We start from the raw sequence: 21,389 nt of genomic DNA, 5'->3' as shown, positions 1-21,389 counted from the left end.
CTCAGCACTCCCCCGACAGCAAGGAACCTGCCTTCCATGAGCCCCACTCTCCGCACCCGGACCCTCGGCGCCAAGACCGCGGGCCCCGGCCACCCGGTCTACGTCACGGGCGAGATCGGCATCAACCACAACGGTGAACTGGAGAACGCCTTCGCGCTCATCGACGCGGCCGCCGACGCGGGCTGCGACGCGGTCAAGTTCCAAAAGCGCACCCCGGAGATCTGCACCCCGCGCGACCAGTGGGACATCGAACGCGACACCCCCTGGGGCCGGATGACATACATCGACTACCGGCACCGCGTCGAGTTCGGCGAGGACGAGTACCGCAAGATCTCCGAGCACTGCGCCAAGCGGGACATCGCCTGGTTCGCCTCCCCGTGGGACACCGAGGCCGTCGCCTTCCTGGAGAAGTTCGACGTCCCCGCGCACAAGGTCGCCTCCGCCTCGCTCACCGACGACGAGCTGCTGCGCGCCCTGCGCGCCACCGGCAAAACGATCATCCTCTCCACCGGAATGTCCACGCCCAAGCAGATCCGGCACGCGGTGGAGGTCCTCGGCAGCGACAACATCCTCCTCTGCCACGCCACCTCCACCTACCCCGCCAAGGCCGAGGAGCTGAACCTGCGCGTGATCCACACGCTCCAGGCCGAGTACCCCAACGTGCCGATCGGCTACTCCGGCCACGAGACGGGGCTCCAGACCACGCTCGCCGCCGTCGCCCTCGGCGCCACCTTCGTCGAGCGCCACATCACCCTCGACCGCGCCATGTGGGGCTCCGACCAGGCCGCCTCCGTCGAACCGCAGGGCCTCCAGCGGCTGGTCCGCGACATCCGGGTGGTCGAGGAGTCGCTGGGCGACGGCGTCAAGAAGGTCTACGAGAGCGAGCTGGGCCCGATGAGGAAGCTGCGCCGCGTCGCGGGCGTCGTCGCCGAGGCCGGCGACCGCGAGCCGGTCGCGGTCTGAGGCGGCCGGGCCCGGTGACAGCGACAGCGGGGCCGGCCGGCCCACCCCCGGAAGCGACGGCCGCTCCCGCCGCGCGCTTCCGGGGGAGCGGGGCCGCCCCGAGCGGAACCCTGGCGTTCGTGGAGAGCCCGGTCCAGCTCCTGAACGTACTGGAGTGGTCGTACGGCCGGATGACCGGCGCGGACGCCGCCGCGCCGGAACCGGGCGGGCCCGACGCCGTACGGTCGCCCCTGCCCACCCTCTACGACGGCGTGCCCCGGCAGCCGTACGAGACCGTGGAGCCGTACGAGACCGAGGAGCCGGAGCCGCCTGGCGCGCCCGAACCGGCCTCCGGCGAGGCGGACCCGCGGGATCGGAGCGCGCACGCCGGGCTCACCGTCATCGTGCTCGCCCCGCACGACCCCATGACGCGGGGGCAGTTGCGCCGGATGGCGGAGCTGGCGCGGCGCGCGGGGCACACCGTGCGGTGGGAGGAGGCGCGCGGCGGCGCCGGAGCGCCGGCGCAGACCATCGCGGGGCTCGCGCCCCTGCTGCGGCGCGCGAGCCGCGTCGTCATCGGGGACCCGTTCTCGCGCTACGTGCAGTTGCTGCTCACCATCGCCCGCGCCCGCGACGTCGTGGTCGTCGACGACGGCACCGCCACCATGGAGTTCGTCGCCCAACTGGCCGTCGGCTCACGGCTGGTGCGGTGGCACCGCAGGGGCGGGCTCGGGGCGCGCGACCTCGTCTTCGCGCCATTCGCCGCCGCCGCGCGCCGCAGGCTCACGCCGGGCGAGGACCGCCGCGTCGAGGTGTTCACCGCCATGCCCGTCCAGGCGCCGCCCGGCGTCACCGTCACCCCCAACGACTTCGCGTGGACCCGCTCGGCGTTCGGCCCGCCCCGGCTGACCCGCGGCACCGACCTCGTCGGCACCTCCCTCGTCGAGACCGGCGTCGTGGACCTCGACCACTACCTGACCGCCGTCGCCTCGCTGGCCCGTACGCACGGCGCCACCCGGTACTTCGCGCACCGCCGGGAGTCCACCGACAAGCTCCGCCGGATCGGCGGCGAGCTGGGGCTGGAGATCGTACGGCCCGACCTGCCGCTCGAACTGATCGCCCGGCGCGGCCCCATAGGGCGCATGATCCTGAGCTTCCCCTCCACCGTGGTGCACACCCTGCCGCTGGCCCTGGCCGGCACCGGCATCACCGTGGCGGTCTGCGACGTGGACCCCGCCTGGCTGACGGAGACCGCCTCGCCCCGCGCGGGTGACTTCCTCTCCGGCGTCACGGGCACCGCGCGCGGCATCCACCGCGTCCCGTACGTACCGGCCTCGACGCTCTGAAGGCGGAGGCCGGGGGAGGCGGGGCCCGCGGACGCGCGGGTAGGTGGAGACGGGGCCCGCGGGCAGGCGGGAGGGGGCGGTTTTCCCCGTGGTGCCAAAGGGGCGTTCGCCCGGCGCGTAGCGGAGTCTTCTACCCCGTATCTCTTGTGGTCATGCGACCCGCGGCCTAGTTTCCCTTCCCTCATCGGGCTGAACTTTTGTTGATCGCCAGGCAGTTGCCCACCCCGTGCCCCTAACCTTCACAGGGTGAACCAACTGATGTCCCGCGAATCCGAGCCCGAGGCAGGTACCGATCCCGAGCTGTCCGGCGTACTGTCCGCCGGGCTGCGCGCCGAACTCATCGCCTTCCGCCGGGACTTGCACATGCACCCCGAGCTGGGGAAGTGCGAGTTCCGCACCACCGGGGCCATCAAGGCGAGACTGGAGCGGGCCGGGCTCGCCCCACAGATCCTCCCCCTCGGCACCGGACTCGTCTGCGACATCGGACCCACGGACCGCGGGGCCGCCGCACGCCCCCTGCTGGCGCTGCGCGCCGACATCGACGCCCTGCCGATCCCGGACACCAAGACGGTCCCGTACCGCTCGACCGTCAAGGACATGGCGCACGCCTGCGGCCACGATGTGCACACCACCGTCGTCCTCGGCGCCGGGCTGGTCCTCGCCGAGCTGGCCCAGCGTGGGCTGCTGCCGCACCCGGTCCGGCTGATCTTCCAGCCCGCCGAGGAGGTGCTGCCCGGCGGCGCGCCCGATGTCATCGAGTGCGGGGTGCTGGACGGCGTCGGCCGGATCATCGGGGTGCACTGCGACCCGAAGGTCGACGCGGGGCGGATCGGGCTGCGGCCCGGCGCCATCACCTCGGCGTGCGACCGGCTGGAGGTGGCGCTGCACGGCGCGGGCGGCCACACCGCGCGCCCCCACCTGACGACCGACCTCGTGACGGCCGCCGCGAAGGTCGCCACGGAGGTGCCGGCGCTGCTCGCCCGGCGGGTCGACGCGCGCTCCGGCCTGGCGGTGACCTGGGGGCGGCTGGAGACCGGGCACGCCTGCAACGTGATCCCGCAGCGCGCCGAACTGTCCGGCACGGTCCGCTGCCTGGACCTCCAGGCGTGGCGCGAGGCCCCGGACCTGGTGCACGCCGCGATCGACGAGGTGGCCACCCTGCACCGGGCCAAGACGGAGATCGACTACATCCGGGGGGTGCCGCCCGTCGTCAATGAACCGGACGTCACCGACCTGCTGCGCCGCGCGATGACCGCGCGGCGCGGGCCGTCCTCGATCGAGGACACCGAGCAGTCCCTGGGCGGCGAGGACTTCTCCTGGTATCTGGAGCAGGTGCCCGGCGCGATGGCCCGGCTGGGGGTGCGACGGGTGGGGGACACCGTCCGACGTGACCTGCATTGTGGTGATTTCGACGTGGACGAGTCGGCGATCGCGGTGGGCGTGGAGCTGTTCACCGCCGCGGCTTTGCTGGATGTCAACCGTCCGTAGGCCGCGAGGTGGGGGTGGGTTCGCGACGATCCGATAACGGCTTTCTGCGACCCCTTTATCCCCCATCTACGCGCGTTACGATGCCCGCGAAACCAGCGCCGACCGTGGCGCTTCGAGTGAAGGGGCCCTCGTGCGCCGGGTATCCACCATCGCTGTCGCGGGCATCTGTACCGCGGCCCTCGCTTTCTCGCTCACCGCGTGCGGTGAGTCCTCGACCGAGTCCGGCGGCAAGGACAAGGGCATCGGCCTGGCCTTCGACGTCGGCGGCCGTGACGACCACTCCTTCAACGAGTCCGCCGCCCGCGGCATGGACAAGGCCATGAAGGAGCTGAAGGTCGGCGGCAAGGCCATGACCGCCAAGAACAACGAGACCGAGGCCGACCGCGAGCAGCGGCTCTCCTCGCTGGCCGAGGCGGGCTACAACCCGGTCATCGGCGTCGGCTTCAACTACGCCAAGTCGATCCAGAAGGTGGCGGCCGACAACCCCAAGACCACCTTCGCGATCGTCGACTCGGTCGTGCCGGGCAAGAACGTCGACAGCATCGTCTTCGGCGAGCACGAGGGCTCCTACCTCGCGGGCGTCGCCGCGGCGCTGAAGACCAAGACCAAGAAGGTCTCCTTCATCGGCGGCGTGAACAACGCGCTGATCCAGAAGTTCCAGGCGGGCTTCGAGCAGGGCGTGCGGGAGACCGACCCCAAGGTCAAGATCACCTCGCAGTACCTGTACCCGAACAACGACAAGGGCTTCAACGACCCCGCCGCCGCCAAGGACAAGGCGAAGGGCATGCTCGACGCCGGCAACGACGTCATCTACACCGCCGCCGGCCTCTCCGGCAGCGGCTCCATCGAGGCCATCGCGGCCCAGAAGGGCGCCTGGGCGATCGGCGTCGACTCCGACCAGTACCAGCAGTCCGGTCTGGAGAAGTACAAGTCCTCGATCCTGACCTCCGTCGTCAAGAACGTGGACGTCGCCGTCTTCGACCTGGTCAAGTCCGTCAAGGACGGCAAGCCGCTGACCGGCACGCACCGCTACCTGCTCAAGGACGGCGGCGTCTCGCTGTCCACCTCGGGCGGCAACATCGACGACCTCAAGGACAAGATCGCGGAGGCGAAGCAGAAGATCGTCGACGGCAAGGTCAAGGTCAAGGAGAACCCGTGAGGTAGCCCTGTGCCCCCTCCCCGGCCTCGGCGGCGAGGGGAGGCGGCGCAGGCTCCGCGGCCGGGACGGCTCCCCGGCCGGTACGGACCCGGGCTCGGCTCGGCGGTGTGCGGCCGCCGCGTCGGGCCCGTACAAATGAGCCAACGCTACGCGCGTAGCGGCGAGTTGGCGCGGTACGTTCGCCTACGAGGCGCGTGGACCGCCCGCGGGCAGCCCACCGGCCGCTCGCCGTACGTTCCCGGGCCCCGCCCAGCCCCGTCTCCCCAACCGCTCCCTTCTCCGAGGAGAGTGCGCCATCAAAGCGTCCACCAGCAGCCCCCCGACCGCCGGCGCGCCCAGCGCCCCGGCCGTCCAACTCCGCGGCATCACCAAGCGGTTCCCGGGGGTCGTGGCCAACCACGACATCGACATCACCGTCCGCCGCGGCACCGTGCACGCCCTCGTCGGCGAGAACGGCGCCGGCAAGTCGACCCTCATGAAGATCCTCTACGGCATGCAGAAGCCGGACGAGGGCACCATCGAGACCGACGGCGAACAGGTCAGCTTCGCCGGCCCCGGCGACGCCATCGCCCGCGGCATCGGCATGGTCCACCAGCACTTCATGCTCGCCGACAACCTCACCGTGCTGGAGAACGTCGTCCTCGGCGGCGAGAAGCTGCACGGCATCGGCAACCGCGCCCGCGCCCGGATCAAGGAGATCTCCGACGCGTACGGCCTCGGGGCCCGCCCCGACGTCCTCGTCGAGGACCTGGGCGTCGCCGACCGACAGCGCGTGGAGATCCTCAAGGTCCTCTACCGCGGCGCCCGCACGCTCATCCTCGACGAGCCGACCGCCGTCCTCGTCCCGCAGGAGGTCGACGCGCTCTTCGACAACCTCCGCGAGCTCAAGGCGGAGGGCCTGACCGTCATCTTCATCTCGCACAAACTGGGAGAGGTCCTCTCCGTCGCCGACGACATCACCGTCATCCGGCGCGGCACGACCGTCGCCTCGGTGGTGCCGAGCGAGACGAGCCCCAAGCAGCTCGCCGAGCTGATGGTCGGCAGCGAACTGCCCTCGCCCGAGACCCGCGAGTCGACCGTCACCACCACCCCGATGCTGACCGTGGACGGACTGCGGCTCTCCGCCGTCGACTCCGACGGCGCCGTACGGACCGTACTCGACGACATCGCGCTCACCATCCACAAGGGCGAAGTCCTCGGCCTCGCCGGGGTGGAGGGCAACGGCCAGGCCGAACTCGTCGAGGCCATCATGGGCATGCGCGACCCCGACGGCGGCACCGTCACCCTCGACGGCGCCGACATCACCCACGCGCCCACCCGCGCCCGCCGCGAGGCCGGCGTCGGCTACATCCCCGAGGACCGCCACCGCCACGCGCTGCTGCTGGAGGCCCCGCTCTGGGAGAACCGCATCCTCGGCCACGTCACCGAGGCGCCCAACAGCAAGGGCGCGCTCCTCGACCTCAAGGCCGCCCGCGCCGACACCGAGCGGATCGTCGCCGACTACGACGTCCGCACCCCCGGCATCGAGGTCACCGCGGCCTCCCTGTCCGGCGGCAACCAGCAGAAACTGATCGTCGGCCGGGAGATGAGCCACCGGCCCAAGCTCCTCATCGCCGCCCACCCCACGCGCGGCGTGGACGTCGGCGCGCAGGCACAGATCTGGGACCAGATCCGCGAGGCCCGCCACGAGGGGCTGGCCGTCCTGCTGATCTCCGCCGACCTGGACGAACTCATCGGGCTCTCCGACACCCTGCGGGTGATGTACCGCGGCCGGCTGGTCGCGGACGCGGACCCCGCCACCATCACCCCGGAGGAGTTGGGCTCGGCCATGACCGGCGCCGCTACCGGCCACCTGGAGCACGTCGACGACGACGCTCACGGCGCGGACGGAGGCGAGGGAGAGTGAAGAAGCTCGACAAGAACAAGCTGATCCTCGCGGTCGCCGCGCCGCTCCTCGCCATCGTCGCCGCCCTCGTCATCACCTCGGTGATCATCGCGGCCACCGGCAAGGACCCCCTCCACGCCTACCAGGTCATGGTCGACTTCGGCTCGAAGAGCGACAGCCAGGTCTGGATCATCAACAAGGCGACCCCGTACTACCTGTCCGCGCTGGCCGTCGCCATCGGCTTCCGGATGAACCTCTTCAACATCGGCGTCGACGGCCAGTACCGCATCGCGGCCTTCTTCGCCGCCGTCGTCGGCGGCTCCCTCACCCTCCCCGGCTTCGTACAGATCCCGCTGGTCATCCTGGTGGCCATGGTCGTCGGCGCGATCTGGGCGGGCATCGCGGGGCTGCTGAAGACCACCCGCGGCGTCAGCGAGGTGATCAGCACCATCATGCTGAACTCCATCGGCGCCTCGGTCATCGGCTACTTCCTCCAGGACGGGCGGCTCGCCATCAAGGAGGGCAACCTGATCCACACCCCCTACCTGCCCGACTCCGCGCACTTCTTCGAGATCCCCACCACGCCCAAGCCCGTCTACGGCTTCGTGATCGTCGCGGCGCTGGCGGGGCTCGTCTACTGGTTCGTCCTCAGCCGCACCCGGTTCGGCTTCGACCTGCGCACCGTCGGCCGCTCCGAGTCCGCCGCCCAGGCCGGTGGCGTCAGCGTCAAGCGCATGGTCGTCACCTCCATGGTGCTCTCCGGCGCCGTCGCCGGGCTCGTCGGCATGCCCACACTGCTCGGCGTCTCGTACAACTACGGCACCGACTTCCCCGCCGGCATCGGCTTCACCGGCATCGCCATCGCCCTCCTCGGCCGCAACCACCCCATCGGCATGGCGCTCGGCGCGCTGCTCTGGGGCTTCCTCGAACGCACCGGCACCCAGCTCGAATTCGAGGGCTACGCGCAGGAGATCGTCGGCGTCATCCAGGGCGTCATCGTGCTGTGCGTCGTCATCGCGTACGAGATCGTGCGGCGCTACGGGCTCCGGACCCAGCAGCGCAAGGTCGGCGAGGAACTCGCCGCCCAGGCCCGTAAGAGCGACAAGGCGGAGGTGACCGCGTGAGCAGCAACCTCACTGCCGTGCTCGCGAAGGGGCTCAGCGGCGGGAACAAACCCGAGCGGCGCAAGCTCACCTATCCGGTGGTGCTGCTCCTCCTCGCGGGCGCCCTGCTGCTCCTCGCCGTCCTGCGCGTGGTCACCGGCGCCGAGGACCTCACCTCCTCCGGGCAGTTCAGCGGCGCGCTCGGCGCCGCCGTGCCGATCGGGCTCGCGGGCCTCGGCGGGCTGTGGGCCGAGCGGGCCGGGGTCGTCAACATCGGCCTCGAAGGCATGATGATGCTCGGCACGTTCTGCGCCGGCTGGATGGGCTGGCAGCACGGGCCGTGGGTCGCGGCGCTCGCGGGCATCGCCGGCGGCGCGGTCGGCGGGCTCATCCACGCGCTGGCCACCGTCACCTTCGGCGTCGACCACATCATCTCCGGCGTGGCCATGAACATCCTGGCCCTCGGCGTCACCCAGTACCTGGCCAAGCTGTGGTTCGGCGCGGACGGCAGCGCCGCGCAGCGCGCCGGCGGCAACGACAAGCAGTCGCCGCCGATGAGCAACATGCCGGACTTCTCCATTCCGGGGCTGTCCGACTGGCTGGCGTCCGTCGAGAAGCACCACTGGTTCCTGATCTCGGATGTCGCGGGCATATTGGACGGGCTCGTCACCGACGTGTCCTGGCTGACGATCGCCGCCGCCGCGCTGTTCGTCGGCACGTTCTTCGTGCTGTGGCGGTCCTCCTTCGGCCTGCGGCTGCGGTCCTGCGGTGAGAGCCCCGTCGCCGCCGAGTCGCTGGGCGTCAACGTCTACACGTACAAGTACGCGGCCGTGATCGTCTCCGGCGGACTCGCCGGGCTCGGCGGCGCGTTCCTCGCCATCGGCACCCACATGTACTCCGACGGACAGACCGGCGGCCGCGGCTACATCGGCCTCGCCACCATGATCTTCGGCAACTGGCGGCCCGGCGGCGTCGCCATGGGCGCGGGCCTCTTCGGCTTCATGGACAGCCTCCAACTGCGCGGCGGCGGCGAGACCGTCCACGCGCTGCTGCTGCTCCTCGCCGTGCTGCTCGCCGCCCTCGCGCTCTGGAAGCTCCGGGCCCAGCAGCGCCGGACCGCGCTGATCAGCGGCGTGTTCGCGCTGCTGCTGATCGTCTGGTACGCGTTGACGGCACGGGTGCCGCTGGAGTTCGTGGACGCCACGCCGTACGTGGTGACGCTGCTGGTGCTCTCCGTCTCCGCGCAGCGCCTGCGGATGCCCAAGGCGAACGGCAAGCCATACCGGAAGGGCCAGGGGAAGTAAGTGAACGAGTCCTGGGAGACGTTCGACTGGGAGGCGCTGCGGGCGCGGGCGCGGGAGACGATGTCGCGCGCGTACGCCCCGTACTCCCGCTTCCCGGTCGGCGCGGCGGCCCTCGTCGACGACGGCCGCACCGTGTCCGGCTGCAACGTGGAGAACGCCGCGTACGGCGTGGCGCTGTGCGCCGAATGCGGGCTGATCTCCGAACTGATCGCCACGGGCGGCGGCCGGCTGACCGCCTTCACCTGCTGCGGGAAGGACGGCGGACTGCTCATGCCGTGCGGGCGGTGCCGCCAGTTGCTGTGGGAGCACGGGGGGCCGGAGCTGTGGATGGACACGGCGTCGGGGGCCCGGCCGCTGTCGGAGCTGCTGCCGGACGCGTTCGGTCCGGAGGACCTGGGGCGCTGACGCGGCGCTGACGCTTGTGCGGTGACGCCCCTGTGCCGTCGGGGGTCGGCCGCGGGCCGGCTGTGGCTGATCGCGCAGTTCCCCGCGCCCCTGAGGGGACGCGGGCCCGGCCTTCATCCTGGCCGACACCAAGAACGAAACGAAGAAAGCGAGCCCATGGACGTCATCTCCGTCATCCGGACCAAGCGCGACCGGGAGCGACTGAGCCCCGAGCAGATCGACTGGGTCATCGACGCCTACACGCGCGGCGAGGTCGCCCACGAGCAGATGTCGGCGCTCGCGATGGCGATCCTCCTCAACGGCATGGACCGTGCGGAGATCGCCCGCTGGACCGCCGCGATGATCAACTCGGGGGAGCGGATGGACTTCTCGTCCCTGCCGCGCCCCACGGCCGACAAGCACTCCACGGGCGGCGTCGGCGACAAGATCACGCTGCCGCTCGCGCCGCTGGTCGCCGCGTGCGGCGCGGCCGTGCCGCAGCTCTCGGGGCGCGGCCTCGGCCACACCGGCGGCACGCTCGACAAGCTGGAGGCCATCCCCGGCTGGCGGGCGCTGCTGAGCAACGCCGAGATGATGGACGTCCTGCGCGACGTCGGCTCCGTCATCTGCGCGGCGGGCGACGGGCTGGCCCCCGCCGACAAGAAGCTGTACGCGCTCCGGGACGTCACCGGCACGGTGGAGGCGATCCCGCTGATCGCCTCCTCGATCATGTCGAAGAAGATCGCGGAGGGCACCGGCTCGCTGGTCCTGGACGTGAAGGTCGGCTCCGGCGCGTTCATGAAGAACATCGAGGACGCCCGCGAACTCGCCTCGACCATGGTCGGACTCGGCACCGACCACGGCGTACGGACCACGGCCCTGCTCACCGACATGTCCACCCCGCTCGGGCTGACCGCGGGCAACGCCCTCGAAGTCCGCGAGTCCGTCGAGGTGCTGGCCGGCGGCGGCCCCGCCGACGTCGTGGAACTGACCCTCGCCCTGGCCCGCGAGATGCTGGCGGCCGCGGGCCTCGGCGACGTCGACCCGGCCAAGGCGCTGGCCGACGGCTCCGCCATGGACCACTGGCGCCGCATGATCCTCGCCCAGGGCGGCGACCCGGACGCCGCGCTGCCGGTCGCCCGCGAACAGCACGTCGTCCACGCCGCCGCCTCCGGCGTCCTCACCACCCTCGACGCCTACGCCGTCGGCGTCGCCGCCTGGCGCCTCGGCGCCGGCCGCGCCCGCAAGGAGGACCCGGTCCAGGCCGGCGCCGGCGTCGAACTCCACGCCAAGCCCGGCGACCCCGTCACCGCCGGCCAGCCCCTCCTCACCCTCCACACGGACACCCCGGAAAAGTTCGCCTACGCCCTGGAAGCCCTCGACGGCGCCGTCCTCGTCGCCCCCGAGCACACGGCGTACGAGCCGACCCCGATCATCTTGGACCGCATCGCCTGACCTGCGCTTTCCCCATTTGGGTGAACGGGACCGGTGGACCGTCGCCGGTCCCGTTCGGCATGCTGGGATCGGTGACGTACCGATAGAGGAGCACACCATGGCAGCAGGCATCGCTGAGCGCCCCCAGCGGGTTGAGGAATCCCTCTGGGACGAGGCACTCCGACTCTGGGAGCGGACGTCTCCTCCGGAGGGCTGCAAGGTGGAGATCATCGAGGGGATCGTCACCGTGGCACCACCGCCGGAGAGCGACCATAACGACACCGCGGACGAGCTTCAGCGTCTGCTGTACACCGCCATCCCACGGGACTGGGGGATCTACCAGACCCAGGGGCTGACCGTGCCCGGCAGGCGGGGGCTGTACGTTCCCGATCTCGCCGTCATTCCTAAGAAGCTGCTGCCCCGCCGCCAAGAGCGGCAGACAGCCGACGCGGCCCAGCTCGTCGTCGAGATCACCTCCTCGTCCAACGCGAACCACGACCGGATCGAGAAGCTGCACGGTTACGCCTCCGCCGAAGTCCCCCTCTACCTGCTGCTGGACCCGTGGCATTCCGGGAAGCCGACGGCCACGCTCTACGGTGAGCCGAAGGGGGGCTCGTACCGCGTGCTCGCATCGGTGGCCTACGGCGATGAGCTGCATCTTCCCGAGCCGTTCGATGTCACGGTCGACACCGCGCTCTTTCCCGTTAGCTGACTCCGCCGACAGTCCGAAGGGGCCGCCCACACCGGAAGGTGTGGGCGGCCCCTTTGTCGTGCTCGGGGCTATGCGCTCGTCGCGAGCCGCCGTTCGGCTGCGGCCTTGCGGGTGGCGTACAGGGTGATGGCGGCGGCGGATGCCATGGCGAGGAGGCCCAGGGCCACGGTGGCGTTCCAGCCTGCGGCGTGGAAGGCGAGGGCGCCGAGGAGGGCGCCCAGGGAGCTGCCCAGGTAGTAGGTGGTCTGGTAGAGGGCAGAAGCTTGGGCCCGGCCCGTGGTGGCGGTGTGGCTGACCGAGGACGAGGCGACCGAGTGGCCTACGAAGAAGCCCGCGGTTATCAGGACCAGGCCCAGCAGGACGGTGATCAGCGAGTCGAGGGCGCTGAGGACGAGGCCCAGGGACGCCGTGCCGATCGCCAGGTACAGGGCGCCGCGCCGGCCCAGGCGTTCGACGAGTTTGCCGGCGAGGGCCGAGGTGACGGTGCCGACGAGATAGACGAGGAAGATGGAGCCCACGATGCCCTGCGGCAGCTCGAAGGGCTTGGCGGTCAGGCGGTAGCCGATCACCGTGTAGACCGCGCCGAATACGACCATGAAGAGCGCCCCGAGCGCGTACAGCCGGCACATCAGCGGGTCGCAGAGGTGGCCGCGGACCGTACGGGCCAGGGAGCGCGGCGAGACGGGGCGGGGGGTGAAGTTCCGGGCGGGCGGGATCGTCGCCCGGAAGACCACCGCGCAGACCACCGCCATGACGCCGACCACGCCCAGCGCGACCCGCCAGTTGGACGCCTGGGCGACCCAGCCCGTCACGATCCGGCCGGACATGCCGCCGATGCTGTTGCCCGATACGAACAGCCCGATCGCGGCGACCAGCGCCTTGGGCCGTACCTCCTCCGCCAGGTACGCCATCGCCGAGGCCGGCAGCCCGGCCAGCGCCGCGCCCTGCACCGCGCGCAGCGCGATCAGCGTCGCGAGGTTCGGCGCGAACGGCGCGGCCAGCGCCACCAGCGCCGCGACGATCAGCGAGCCCGTCATCATGGCCCGCCGCCCGTACCGCTCGGAGAGCGCGCTCAGCGGCACGACGGCCACGGCCAGCGCCCCGGTCGCCGCGGACACGGTCCAGCTCGCCTGGTCCGGGCTGACGCGCAGGTCGTCGGAGATCGCGGGGAGCAGCGCCTGGGTGGAGTAGAGGAGCGCGAAGGTGGAGATGCCGGCGGAGAAGAGCGCGAAGCTCATCTTCCGGTAGCCGGGCCCGCCGGGCACCAGTTTGTCGGCGTCGGCTTCGGCGATGTCGACGACATCCGCGGTCGAAGCAGGACGGTCCGGGGCCGCGGCGCCGGCTGCACCGCCGGCCGCTTCGTCTGGTCCGGTGGGTTCGTCGGTTCCGGTGGGCGACTGTGTGCGGGCATCCACGCGCTGTACCGCCGCGGACGCCCCCGTATCGGCAGGGCGCATGTAATGACCGTATGCACGTACCTTTCATGCGTCCAATGCATGAAACGGCGATAATCGATGCCATGGAGCATGAGCACAGGCCAGCGCCGTCCCTGTCACCCACCCGTAGTGAAATCGACATGTCGGCCACGGTGGAGCTCGACGCCGGCTCCTGGGCGGCGACCCTCGCCCCGCGGCTCGCCCAGTTCGCCGCCGTCGCCCGCCAGGAGCACGTCACGCGCGCCGCGCACCAGCTCGACGTCCCCCAGCCGACCCTCAGCCGCGCCATGGCCCGGCTCGAACGCGACCTCGGCGTGGCGCTGTTCGCCCGGCACGGCCGCACCGTCTCGCTCACCCCCGCCGGCCGTACGTTCCTCGGCTCCGTCGAACGGGCGCTGGCCGAGGTGGACCGCGCCGCCGAGTCCGTACGCTCCGACGCCGACCCCACGGCCGGCAAGGTCGCCTTCGGCTTTCTGCACACCCTCGGCCCCGAGACGGTGCCCGGCCTGCTGCGCGACTTCCGCGCCGACCACCCGCGGGTCCGCTTCCAGCTCGTACAGAACTACGGCGAGGCGATGATCTCCGGACTGCGCGCCGGCGAACTGGACCTGTGTCTGACCGCGCCCGTCCCCGACGCCCCGGACCTCGTCGCCCGCCGCCTCGACGAGCAGAAGCTGCGCCTGGTCGTCCCCGACGACCACCCGCTCGCGGGGCGCAGGCGGGTGCGGCTCGCGGAGGCCGCGGCCGAACTCTTCGTCACCCTCGAACCCGGGTACGGGCTGCGCCGCATCACGGACACGCTCTGCGCGGAGGCCGGGTTCAAGCCGAAGGTCGCCTTCGAGGGCGAGGAGGCCGAGACGCTGCGCGGGCTCGTCGCCGCCGGGCTGGGCGTCGCGCTGCTGCCGCCCCCGGCGGTGCCCCGGCCGGGCGTCGTGGAACTGACCGTCACGGCGCCGCGCGCGGTCCGCGAGATCGGCGTGGCCTGGCTCGACGGGCACCCGGACACCCCGCCGGTCGCGGCGTTCAAGCGGTTCCTGCTCTCCCGCCGGGGGCAGTTGCTGCCGCGCTGAGCGGTGATATCGCGCAGAGGCGGGCGGAAAAACCCGATCGCCCCCGCGGTGCCGGCCGCGGGGGCGATCAGGATGGGGGCATGGCTCGGGTCAGGGGCCGCCCGCCGGAGGCAGAGCCTGTGTCAGCGCTCGGCGCTGATGCGGTGCACGGAGTCGAGGAGCTTGTCGCCCGCCGCGGCCTTGTCGACCACGAAGGCCGTACCGCGCGCCACGGTCACGTGGTTGGGGTTGGGGCCGGTGGCCAGGGTGGCGACGACGGCGCCCTTGTGCGGGTCCACGACGGTGGTGTTGCCGGGGCCGCGGTTGGCGACGAACACATTGCCGGAGCGCGGGTCGGCGGCGACGGACAGCGCGCCCTCACCGGTCTTCACGGTCCGCGTCACCTTGCCCTTGAGCAGGTCGACGACGGAGAGGGTGCCGCCCTTGTTGTCGGCGGTGTAGGCGGTGCGGCCGTCGCGGGAGAGCGCGATGGAGATGGGGCCCTGGCCGGTGGGGATCAGCTTGGGCTGGTCGGAGAACCGGGAGACGGCGATGATGTTGCTGTTGGTCAGGTCGGTGGCGTAGACCGTGCCGGTCCACTTGTTGACCGCGAGCCCGGTGGTGCCGGCGCCCTTGACCGTCACCCGCTTCTTCTCCTTGAAGGTACGGGTGTCGAAGCCCACGATGCTGCCGTCGCCGAAGCCGCTGGCCCAGGCGGTGTTGTGGCGCTCGTCCACGACGATCTCGCGGGCGTGCTTCACGCCGGGCACGGTGGCGAGGTGCTTGCCGGTGCGCTGGCTGTAGACGGCCACCGAGTCGTTACGGGTGTTGGTGGTCCACACCGTGTTGTGCGCGTCGTCCACGGCCACGCCGTACACGGCCTCCACGGCCTTGGTGCTCGCGTCCGTGACCGGCGGGGTGTAGGCGGCCTTGGTCTTCAGCGACTTCGGGTCGACCTTCAGGAGCTGGGACTGGGTGACCGGCGGGCGGCCGACGGCCGTGGTCGCCCACAGCACGTGGTTCCGCTCGGAGTACGAGGACTGGTAGAGGCCGCGCGCGAGCTGCGCGGAGTCGACCTTGTACGAGGTCTGGTGGTGCGGCCGGTGGTGCGCGGGGGCGGCCGGGGCGGCGGTGGCGGCACCGGCGGCGCCGAGGACGGTGCCCGCGGCGAGGACGACGGCGGCGGACCGGCGGACGAGCTTGTGGGCGGCGTGCTGGTGTCTGACGGTCATCGTCACTACTCCCCAAAGAACAGGCATGGACGCCAAGAAGACAGGCGCGCGGACGGCATCCGGGCGGTGCGGCCTCGGACGATCGTCAGCTTAGCTTAGGCTTGCCTAAGTAGTCAGGGGGCGGGTGGGGCGAAAGTGGCGAGAGGGGCGGCGGGGGCGCGCCGCGTTGAGAGGCGTACGCACCGCTGCGAGGGTGCGTGGCTCACCGCCGAGGCGGACATGGCGGAGGTGGTGGACGTGCCGGACGTGGCGGACATGGTGGACGTGGCGGCGGCCCGTGGCTCACTGCCGCAGCGACGACCCGAACCCCGCCGCCAGCGGCATCCGCAGCCCGAGCGGCGGCGGCGCCGCCAGCGCGTCCGCCACCGGCCGTGAATACCCCCGCGCGAACAGCGAACCCATCATGAAGTCAACGGCCAGCGCGGTGACTTCGGAGCGGTGCTGGTGCAACCCGTGCCCGTCGGAGTGGACTTCGAAGCGGCACACCTGCCGGTTGATCTTCTTGGCGCGCTCGGCGAGCCGGTACGACAGGTCCGGGTCGGTACGCGCGTCATTGGTGCCGTGCGCGATCAGCACCTGACGGCCCGCCAACTGCTTGACGGGGTCGGGTTCGGGCTCGGGGGCCGAGCCCGGCCCGGCGGCGGAATCCGGCTCCGGCAGCCAAGGGGCGAGCGCGAGAACGGAGTTGACGGCCGGATGGCCCCCGGCGCGCAGCGCGGCACGCGCCCCCATGCCCGTACCGATCAGGCAGACCGGCACGTCGCCGTAGCGGCGTACGGCCTCGTCGACGGCCCACTCGGCGTCGCGCGCCGGATGCGCGGCGGCGCCGTTCCAGCCCCGGAAGCGGTAGTGCACGACATGGACGACAAGCCCCTCCTCGCGCCCCGCGCGCGCGAGCCGTCTCGCGAGCGGGCGCATGGCGGCGACCGGCAGGCGAGACGGGCGCCGGGTGCCGGACGCTTCGCCCGAGGGAAGGAGCAGGGCGACGCCGTGCACCGTGCCGGCCGTTCCGACGGGCTTGCCGAGCCGAGCCGCACCGCGCTCCGGGAGAGCTTCCTGAGCCATGCAGAAACGATGGCAGAAGGAGCGCGCGTGTCCACCCCGGCGACGGGTCACCGTTACGTATCGTTCGCCGTCGTCTACGCGCGTAGGAGTTAAAGTTCCCGGATGACGAGCCAGCCCGCACCACCCAGCCCCGAGCAGATCCGCCGCGCGCCCAAGGCGCTGCTGCACGACCACCTCGACGGCGGCCTGCGCCCCGGCACCCTCATCGACCTCGCCCACGAGACCAGCTACGACGGCCTCCCCGAGGGCGACGCCGACAAGCTCGGCGCCCTCATCCGGCAGGCCGCCGACTCCGGCTCCCTGGAGCGCTACCTCAAGAACTTCGCGCACACCTGCGCCGTCATGCAGACGCGCGACGCGCTGGTCCGCGTCGCCGCCGAGTGCGCCGAGGACCTCGCCGCGGACGGCGTCGTCTACGCGGAGGTTCGGTACGCGCCCGAGCAGCACCTGGAGCGCGGGCTGACCCTCGACGAGGTCGTCGAGGCCGTCAACGAGGGCTTTCGCGAAGGCGAACGGCGGGCCAAGGAGAACGGCCACCGCATCCGCGTCGGCGCGCTGCTGACCGCCATGCGGCACGCCGCCCGCGCCCTGGAGATCGCCGAACTCGCCAACCGCTACCGCGACCTGGGCGTCGTCGGCTTCGACATCGCGGGCGCCGAGGCCGGCTTCCCGCCCACCCGACACCTCGACGCCTTCGAATACCTCAAGCGGGAGAACAACCACTTCACCATCCACGCGGGCGAGGCGTTCGGCCTGCCGTCCATCTGGCAGGCGCTCCAGTGGTGCGGCGCCGACCGGCTCGGCCACGGCGTGCGGATCATCGACGACATCGAGGTCGCCGAGGACGGCTCCGTCAGGCTCGGGCGGCTCGCCTCGTACGTACGGGACAAGCGCGTTCCGCTGGAACTGTGCCCGTCCTCGAACCTCCAGACGGGCGCGGCCGCTTCCTACGCGGAACACCCGATCGGGCTGCTCCGTAAACTGCGTTTCAGGGCGACCGTAAATACCGATAATCGCCTGATGAGCGGCACGAGCATGAGCCGCGAATTCGAGAAGCTCGTCGACGCCTTCTCGTACACGCTCGACGACATGGAATGGTTCACCGTCAATGCGATGAAGTCGGCTTTCATTCCTTTCGGTGAACGACTGGCGATGATCAATGAAGTCATCAAGCCCGGATACGCCGAGTTGAAGTCCGAGTGGCTGTTCCGTCAGACGGCCGCGGAACCCGTGGTGAGCAGCGGTTTCATCGCATAGCCGCGATCCGTCCAAATAGCCGAAGAAGGGCCGGGAATTCAAGTCCCGGCCCTTCTTCGGTGCTTGCTACCCCCCTGGGCCCATGACTACGTTGCAGTGCCGCTCCCCAACCCCGTCATGAGGACGAATTCTGATGAAGCAGGGAACCATCAAGACCCTCGGCGTCGCCGCTCTCGGCGCCGCGTTCGCCGCCACGGCCGCCGGCACCGCCGCCGCTGCCGGGCCCGTCGAGACGGTCGCCCCCACCGTCGCCGACGCCGTGGACAGCCTCCCCGTCAGCACGGTCGGCAAGCTCGCGCCGGGCGGCGAGGCCCTGGCCACCGGCCAGACCGCGTTCTCCACGGTCACCAGGACCGCCGCTCCCGTCGCCGACCAGGCGCTCAACACGGTGACCAGCGCCGGTGCGCAGGAACTCCTCGGCGGCCTCCCCGCCACGCGCCGCACGGCACAGGCCCTGCCGACCGGCGAGATCGTGAAGACGGTGCCCACCGCGGTCGGCACCGCCGCCCTCGGCGCGGTCCCCGGCGCGGGCCTCCTCGGCGGCCTCCCGGCCTGACCGGCGCGCCTGCTCGTACGGCGCGCCTGTACGCCCGTACGGCCACGGCCCGTACCTCCGTCGCGCACCGCTCGGTGCCGGCGCGGGGGGCGGGCCGTTTGCTGTGAGGAGGAGGGGGCGCGGGTATGGCCGTACGCGCCACCGGCCTCTTACGTGTGCGGCGGGAGCCGCCTGGCGGAGGAGGCGAGCCGCTGGGCGAAAGCCTCGACGAGGCCGCGGAGTTCGTCCGGCCGCTCGATGACGAACGGCCGGTCCAGGGAGGCGAGAACGGCGGGGAGCCAGTCCAGGCGCTCCGCGCGGATCTCGGCGCGGCACCACCCCTCGCCTCCCGGCGTGGCGTTCTCCGGCGCGGCGTCCTCCGGCGTGGCGTCCTCCGTGGGGGGCAGTTCCGTCACGACCGCGACGCTCGCGGGGAGTCGGGTGCGGATGTGCTCGACCGTCGCCTGGAGGTGCACGGCCACCTCATGCCGGTACGGGGCCGTGGCCAGCCCCGTCAGGAGGCGCTGCGCCGGGTCGACGCCGACGGGGGCGTCGAAGGAACCGGGCAGGGTCCGCACGTCGGCGACGCGGTCCAGCCGGAAGGTCCGGTCCTCGCCCGCCGCGGGGTCCGCGGCCGTCACGTACCACTTGCCCGCGTGCGCGACGACCCCGTACGGATGCACGGTGCGCTCGCTGCGCCGGCCGTCGCGCGCCGTGTACCGGAGCAAGACCGGCCGACGGTGGTGCACCGCGTCCGCGATCGACAGGAGGACGCCGGGCTCGGGTGCGGCGGCGGCCGGGCCGGGCGGCTCCGTGAAGGCGAGGGAGCCGAGCACGGCGTCGAGCCTGCGGCGCAGCCGCTCCGGCAGCACGCGCCGGATCTTGGCCGCCGCCGTCTCGCTCGCCGTCCCCGCGGTCCCGGTCGGTCCGGTCAGCCCTGTGGCTCCTGGCAGCCCCGTCGGTCCCGGCAGCCCCGTCGGTCCCGGCAGCCCCGACCGGCCGCCCGCGGCCAGGCCGAGCAGGACGGCGAGCGCTTCGTCGTCGCTGAGCATGAGCGGCGGGACGCGGTAGCCGGGGGCGAGCCGGTAGCCGCCGTAGCGACCGCGCACCGATTCGACGGGGATGTCGAGGTCGATGAGGTGCTGGGCGTAGCGCCGCACGGTGCGCTCGTCGACGCCCAGCCGGTCGGCGAGTTCGGTGACGGTCCGGGTGCCGCCTGACTGGAGGAGTTCCAGGAGGGTGAGGACGCGGGCGATGGGGTGGGGCATGCCGGAAAGTCTCCCGTATATACCGGGCGGGTTCTGTCCGGTATTGGTCGTAGCGTGTGGCCGTAGGCGCCAGCGGCCCGGCCGTCAGCCCGAACGGCACGGCCGTGACCGAGCATCGAAGAGCGCCGAAACCGCACAACATGGCCGTACGGCCGTACCAGGAGAAAAACCATGGACTTCGTCTCCTCCCGCGTCATCACCGCGGACATCACCCGCCTCGTCGACTTCTACGAGCGCGTCACCAAGGTGCCCGCCACCTGGGGCCACAAGGAGTTCGCCGAGATCAGGACCGGTTCGGGCACCCTCGCGATCGGCAGCACCAACACCGTCCCGCTGTTCGCGCCCGGCTCCGCCGAACCGGCCGCGAACCGCACCGTCATCCTCGAATTCCTGGTGGACGACGTGGACAGCGTCTACGAGGACCTGAAGGAGATCGTGACGGACTTCGTGAACGAGCCCACCACGATGCCCTGGGGCAACCGCGCGCTGCTCTTCCGCGACCCCGACGGCAACCTCGTCAACTTCTTCACGCCGGTCACGCCGGAGGCCAAGGAGAAGTTCGGCCGCTGAGGCCGGCGAGGGCGCTGCGGCCGGCGAGGCGCGGTGGGCGGCGAGGCGCGGTGGGCGCGTACGACTACGGGCCGCACCCCCTTCTGGGATGCGGCCCGCCGTCGCGTACTCGGTAGCCGTGCGACCGCGATGCTGTGACGCCTACGGAGAGTGACCGTTCGCGGCGGTCACCAAGCCGTCTTGCGGTGCGTGTCCTCGGAGGGCAGCAGCACCCAGAGCGCGAGGTAGATCAGGAACTGCGGGCCGGGCAGCAGGCACGACACCAGGAAGATCACCCGCATCGTCGTGGGCGTGGTGCCGAAGCGCCGGGCCAGACCCGCGCAGACGCCGCCGAGGACCTTGTTGTTGCGGGAACGGACCAGCGGAGCGGACATGATGGCGACTCCTCGTTGTCAGCGTTGTCAGCGTTGTCAGGGTGTTGGCAATCGCGTAAGGGACGGGGCGGGGCCGCCGCCGCGGAAGCGTTTGCCCGTGTCTCCACGGTAGGCCCGTGACCTGCGCGAAGCCGTCCGACTACGGGGCCGTCTTGACCCTGGGGATCGTGGGGGCCGCGCTCTGGGGCCCGTCCTCCCGGCGGAGGGGGCGCGGCCGGGGGCCCTCATACCGGCGGCGGAGCCGGGCTCGTACCAGCGGCACCACCGCCAGATGGGCGACGGCCACGCCCGCCGAGTTCAGCAGCAGCTCATCCACGTGCAGGACCTGGCCCGCGACGCCGCTCCGCACCAGTTGCAGCGTCAGCGAGATCATCACCCCGGCGAACACCGTCCGGGACAGCGACATCAGCGGCGCCACCGCCAGCCGCCCGCCCGCCAGCGGCAGCAGCACGCCCAGCGGCGCGAGCAGCAGCATCGATCCGCCGATGGCGCACGTCGCCTCCCACGCGCCGAGCGCCAGGTCGGCGCGGATGGTGGCCAGCGGCTCGGGGCTGGTGGCGGGCACCCATGGCGCGGTCAGCGGGCGCAGGGTCAGCCAGCCGACGACGAGGAGATGGGCGGCCGCGAGGACGAGCCCCACGGCGCGGTAGCGGTATCGGAGGGCGGCTGAACCGCCGTAACCATGACCCTGCACGCCTCCCATGACGCGTGGTGCGGTGGCCGCGGTTCCGTCCACGGCCACAGAGAGTCAGGGGCGACCGGCGGGTCGCGGCGCGACGGCCGGGTCGTTCGCGGTACGAGACGACGGCGGGGGCACGAGGCGACGACCCGGTGAGGACGCGACGG

20 protein-coding genes are annotated in these 21,389 nt (G+C 71.8%); 14 read left to right on the top strand and 6 right to left on the bottom strand.

Features of this window, described 5'->3' with window-relative positions:
* Positions 1-36 precede the first annotated feature (36 nt).
* The 10 genes from IF55_RS26420 to IF55_RS26375 all read left to right on the top strand — a co-directional run bounded on the left by IF55_RS26420 (position 37) and on the right by IF55_RS26375 (position 11,757).
* Positions 37-963 carry an N-acetylneuraminate synthase family protein gene (locus IF55_RS26420; protein ID WP_030887316.1) on the top strand — a complete coding sequence of 309 codons (927 nt, stop codon included), beginning with the start codon at positions 37-39 and terminating at the stop codon, positions 961-963.
* A gap of 119 nt (positions 964-1,082) precedes the next feature.
* Positions 1,083-2,288, top strand: a complete 1,206-nt coding sequence (locus tag IF55_RS26415; protein WP_245661424.1) for a hypothetical protein — start codon at positions 1,083-1,085, stop codon at positions 2,286-2,288.
* A 258-nt stretch (positions 2,289-2,546) separates the two neighbouring features.
* Positions 2,547-3,776 carry an amidohydrolase gene (locus IF55_RS26410; protein WP_030887310.1) on the top strand — a complete coding sequence of 410 codons (1,230 nt, stop codon included), beginning with the start codon at positions 2,547-2,549 and terminating at the stop codon, positions 3,774-3,776.
* 130 nt (positions 3,777-3,906) lie between these two features.
* Entirely contained in the window at positions 3,907-4,935 is a 1,029-nt protein-coding gene (locus tag IF55_RS26405; protein WP_030887307.1) for a BMP family lipoprotein, read from the top strand.
* A gap of 295 nt (positions 4,936-5,230) precedes the next feature.
* Positions 5,231-6,841, top strand: a complete 1,611-nt coding sequence (locus IF55_RS26400) for an ABC transporter ATP-binding protein (protein WP_078645236.1) — start codon at positions 5,231-5,233, stop codon at positions 6,839-6,841.
* The gene (locus IF55_RS26395; RefSeq protein ID WP_030887303.1) at positions 6,838-7,944 is read left to right on the top strand and encodes an ABC transporter permease; all 1,107 of its coding nucleotides are present in this window, start codon (positions 6,838-6,840) and stop codon (positions 7,942-7,944) included. Before IF55_RS26400 ends, IF55_RS26395 begins: the two co-directional genes overlap by 4 nt.
* Positions 7,941-9,227, top strand: coding sequence for an ABC transporter permease (locus IF55_RS26390; protein WP_030887300.1), 1,287 nt, complete (start codon positions 7,941-7,943; stop codon positions 9,225-9,227). The genes IF55_RS26395 and IF55_RS26390 overlap by 4 nt, the downstream gene beginning before the upstream one ends.
* Positions 9,228-9,287: 60 nt before the next feature.
* Positions 9,288-9,632 (top strand): cytidine deaminase, encoded by a 345-nt coding sequence (locus tag IF55_RS26385; protein ID WP_048832499.1) that lies wholly within the window; start codon positions 9,288-9,290, stop codon positions 9,630-9,632.
* A 156-nt stretch (positions 9,633-9,788) separates the two neighbouring features.
* Positions 9,789-11,066 carry a thymidine phosphorylase gene (locus tag IF55_RS26380; protein WP_030887295.1) on the top strand — a complete coding sequence of 426 codons (1,278 nt, stop codon included), beginning with the start codon at positions 9,789-9,791 and terminating at the stop codon, positions 11,064-11,066.
* 97 nt (positions 11,067-11,163) lie between these two features.
* Positions 11,164-11,757, top strand: a complete 594-nt coding sequence (locus IF55_RS26375; RefSeq protein ID WP_048832472.1) for a Uma2 family endonuclease — start codon at positions 11,164-11,166, stop codon at positions 11,755-11,757.
* A gap of 68 nt (positions 11,758-11,825) precedes the next feature.
* Here IF55_RS26375 and IF55_RS26370 read toward each other — a convergent pair whose 3' ends face one another.
* Complete coding sequence (locus tag IF55_RS26370) at positions 11,826-13,214, bottom strand: MFS transporter (RefSeq protein WP_030887288.1); 1,389 nt, start codon at positions 13,212-13,214, stop codon at positions 11,826-11,828.
* A gap of 119 nt (positions 13,215-13,333) precedes the next feature.
* Between IF55_RS26370 and IF55_RS26365 the strand changes: the two genes are divergently transcribed.
* Complete coding sequence (locus tag IF55_RS26365) at positions 13,334-14,263, top strand: LysR family transcriptional regulator (RefSeq protein WP_030887285.1); 930 nt, start codon at positions 13,334-13,336, stop codon at positions 14,261-14,263.
* Positions 14,264-14,385: 122 nt separating this feature from the next.
* Here IF55_RS26365 and IF55_RS26360 read toward each other — a convergent pair whose 3' ends face one another.
* Positions 14,386-15,474 (bottom strand): YncE family protein, encoded by a 1,089-nt coding sequence (locus tag IF55_RS26360; RefSeq protein ID WP_030887283.1) that lies wholly within the window; start codon positions 15,472-15,474, stop codon positions 14,386-14,388.
* Between the two features lie 282 nt (positions 15,475-15,756).
* The gene (locus tag IF55_RS26355) at positions 15,757-16,539 is read right to left on the bottom strand and encodes an alpha/beta fold hydrolase (RefSeq protein ID WP_030887281.1); all 783 of its coding nucleotides are present in this window, start codon (positions 16,537-16,539) and stop codon (positions 15,757-15,759) included.
* 102 nt (positions 16,540-16,641) lie between these two features.
* Here IF55_RS26355 and IF55_RS26350 point away from each other — a divergent pair, with 102 nt between their 5' ends.
* Entirely contained in the window at positions 16,642-17,796 is a 1,155-nt protein-coding gene (locus tag IF55_RS26350; RefSeq protein ID WP_030887279.1) for an adenosine deaminase, read from the top strand.
* A 133-nt stretch (positions 17,797-17,929) separates the two neighbouring features.
* Positions 17,930-18,352 (top strand): hypothetical protein, encoded by a 423-nt coding sequence (locus IF55_RS26345; RefSeq protein WP_063764041.1) that lies wholly within the window; start codon positions 17,930-17,932, stop codon positions 18,350-18,352.
* Between the two features lie 149 nt (positions 18,353-18,501).
* Here the strand turns inward: IF55_RS26345 and IF55_RS26340 are convergent, their stop codons facing one another.
* Positions 18,502-19,599 carry a helix-turn-helix transcriptional regulator gene (locus IF55_RS26340; RefSeq protein ID WP_030887273.1) on the bottom strand — a complete coding sequence of 366 codons (1,098 nt, stop codon included), beginning with the start codon at positions 19,597-19,599 and terminating at the stop codon, positions 18,502-18,504.
* A gap of 171 nt (positions 19,600-19,770) precedes the next feature.
* Between IF55_RS26340 and IF55_RS26335 the strand changes: the two genes are divergently transcribed.
* Positions 19,771-20,169 carry a VOC family protein gene (locus IF55_RS26335; protein ID WP_030887271.1) on the top strand — a complete coding sequence of 133 codons (399 nt, stop codon included), beginning with the start codon at positions 19,771-19,773 and terminating at the stop codon, positions 20,167-20,169.
* 167 nt (positions 20,170-20,336) lie between these two features.
* On the opposite strand, the gene IF55_RS26330 is transcribed toward IF55_RS26335, so the two are convergent.
* Together IF55_RS26330 and IF55_RS26325 are read right to left on the bottom strand one after the other, a co-directional pair.
* Positions 20,337-20,543, bottom strand: a complete 207-nt coding sequence (locus IF55_RS26330; RefSeq protein WP_030887270.1) for a PspC domain-containing protein — start codon at positions 20,541-20,543, stop codon at positions 20,337-20,339.
* Between the two features lie 139 nt (positions 20,544-20,682).
* Positions 20,683-21,246 carry a VanZ family protein gene (locus IF55_RS26325; RefSeq protein ID WP_030887268.1) on the bottom strand — a complete coding sequence of 188 codons (564 nt, stop codon included), beginning with the start codon at positions 21,244-21,246 and terminating at the stop codon, positions 20,683-20,685.
* Positions 21,247-21,389: the final 143 nt, after the last annotated feature.

Source organism: Streptomyces varsoviensis (genome assembly GCF_000718635.1).
Classification (GTDB): domain Bacteria; phylum Actinomycetota; class Actinomycetes; order Streptomycetales; family Streptomycetaceae; genus Streptomyces; species Streptomyces varsoviensis.
The sequence above is the reverse complement of the archived record's forward strand: the minus strand, read 5'-3'. Positions and strand labels throughout refer to the sequence as shown.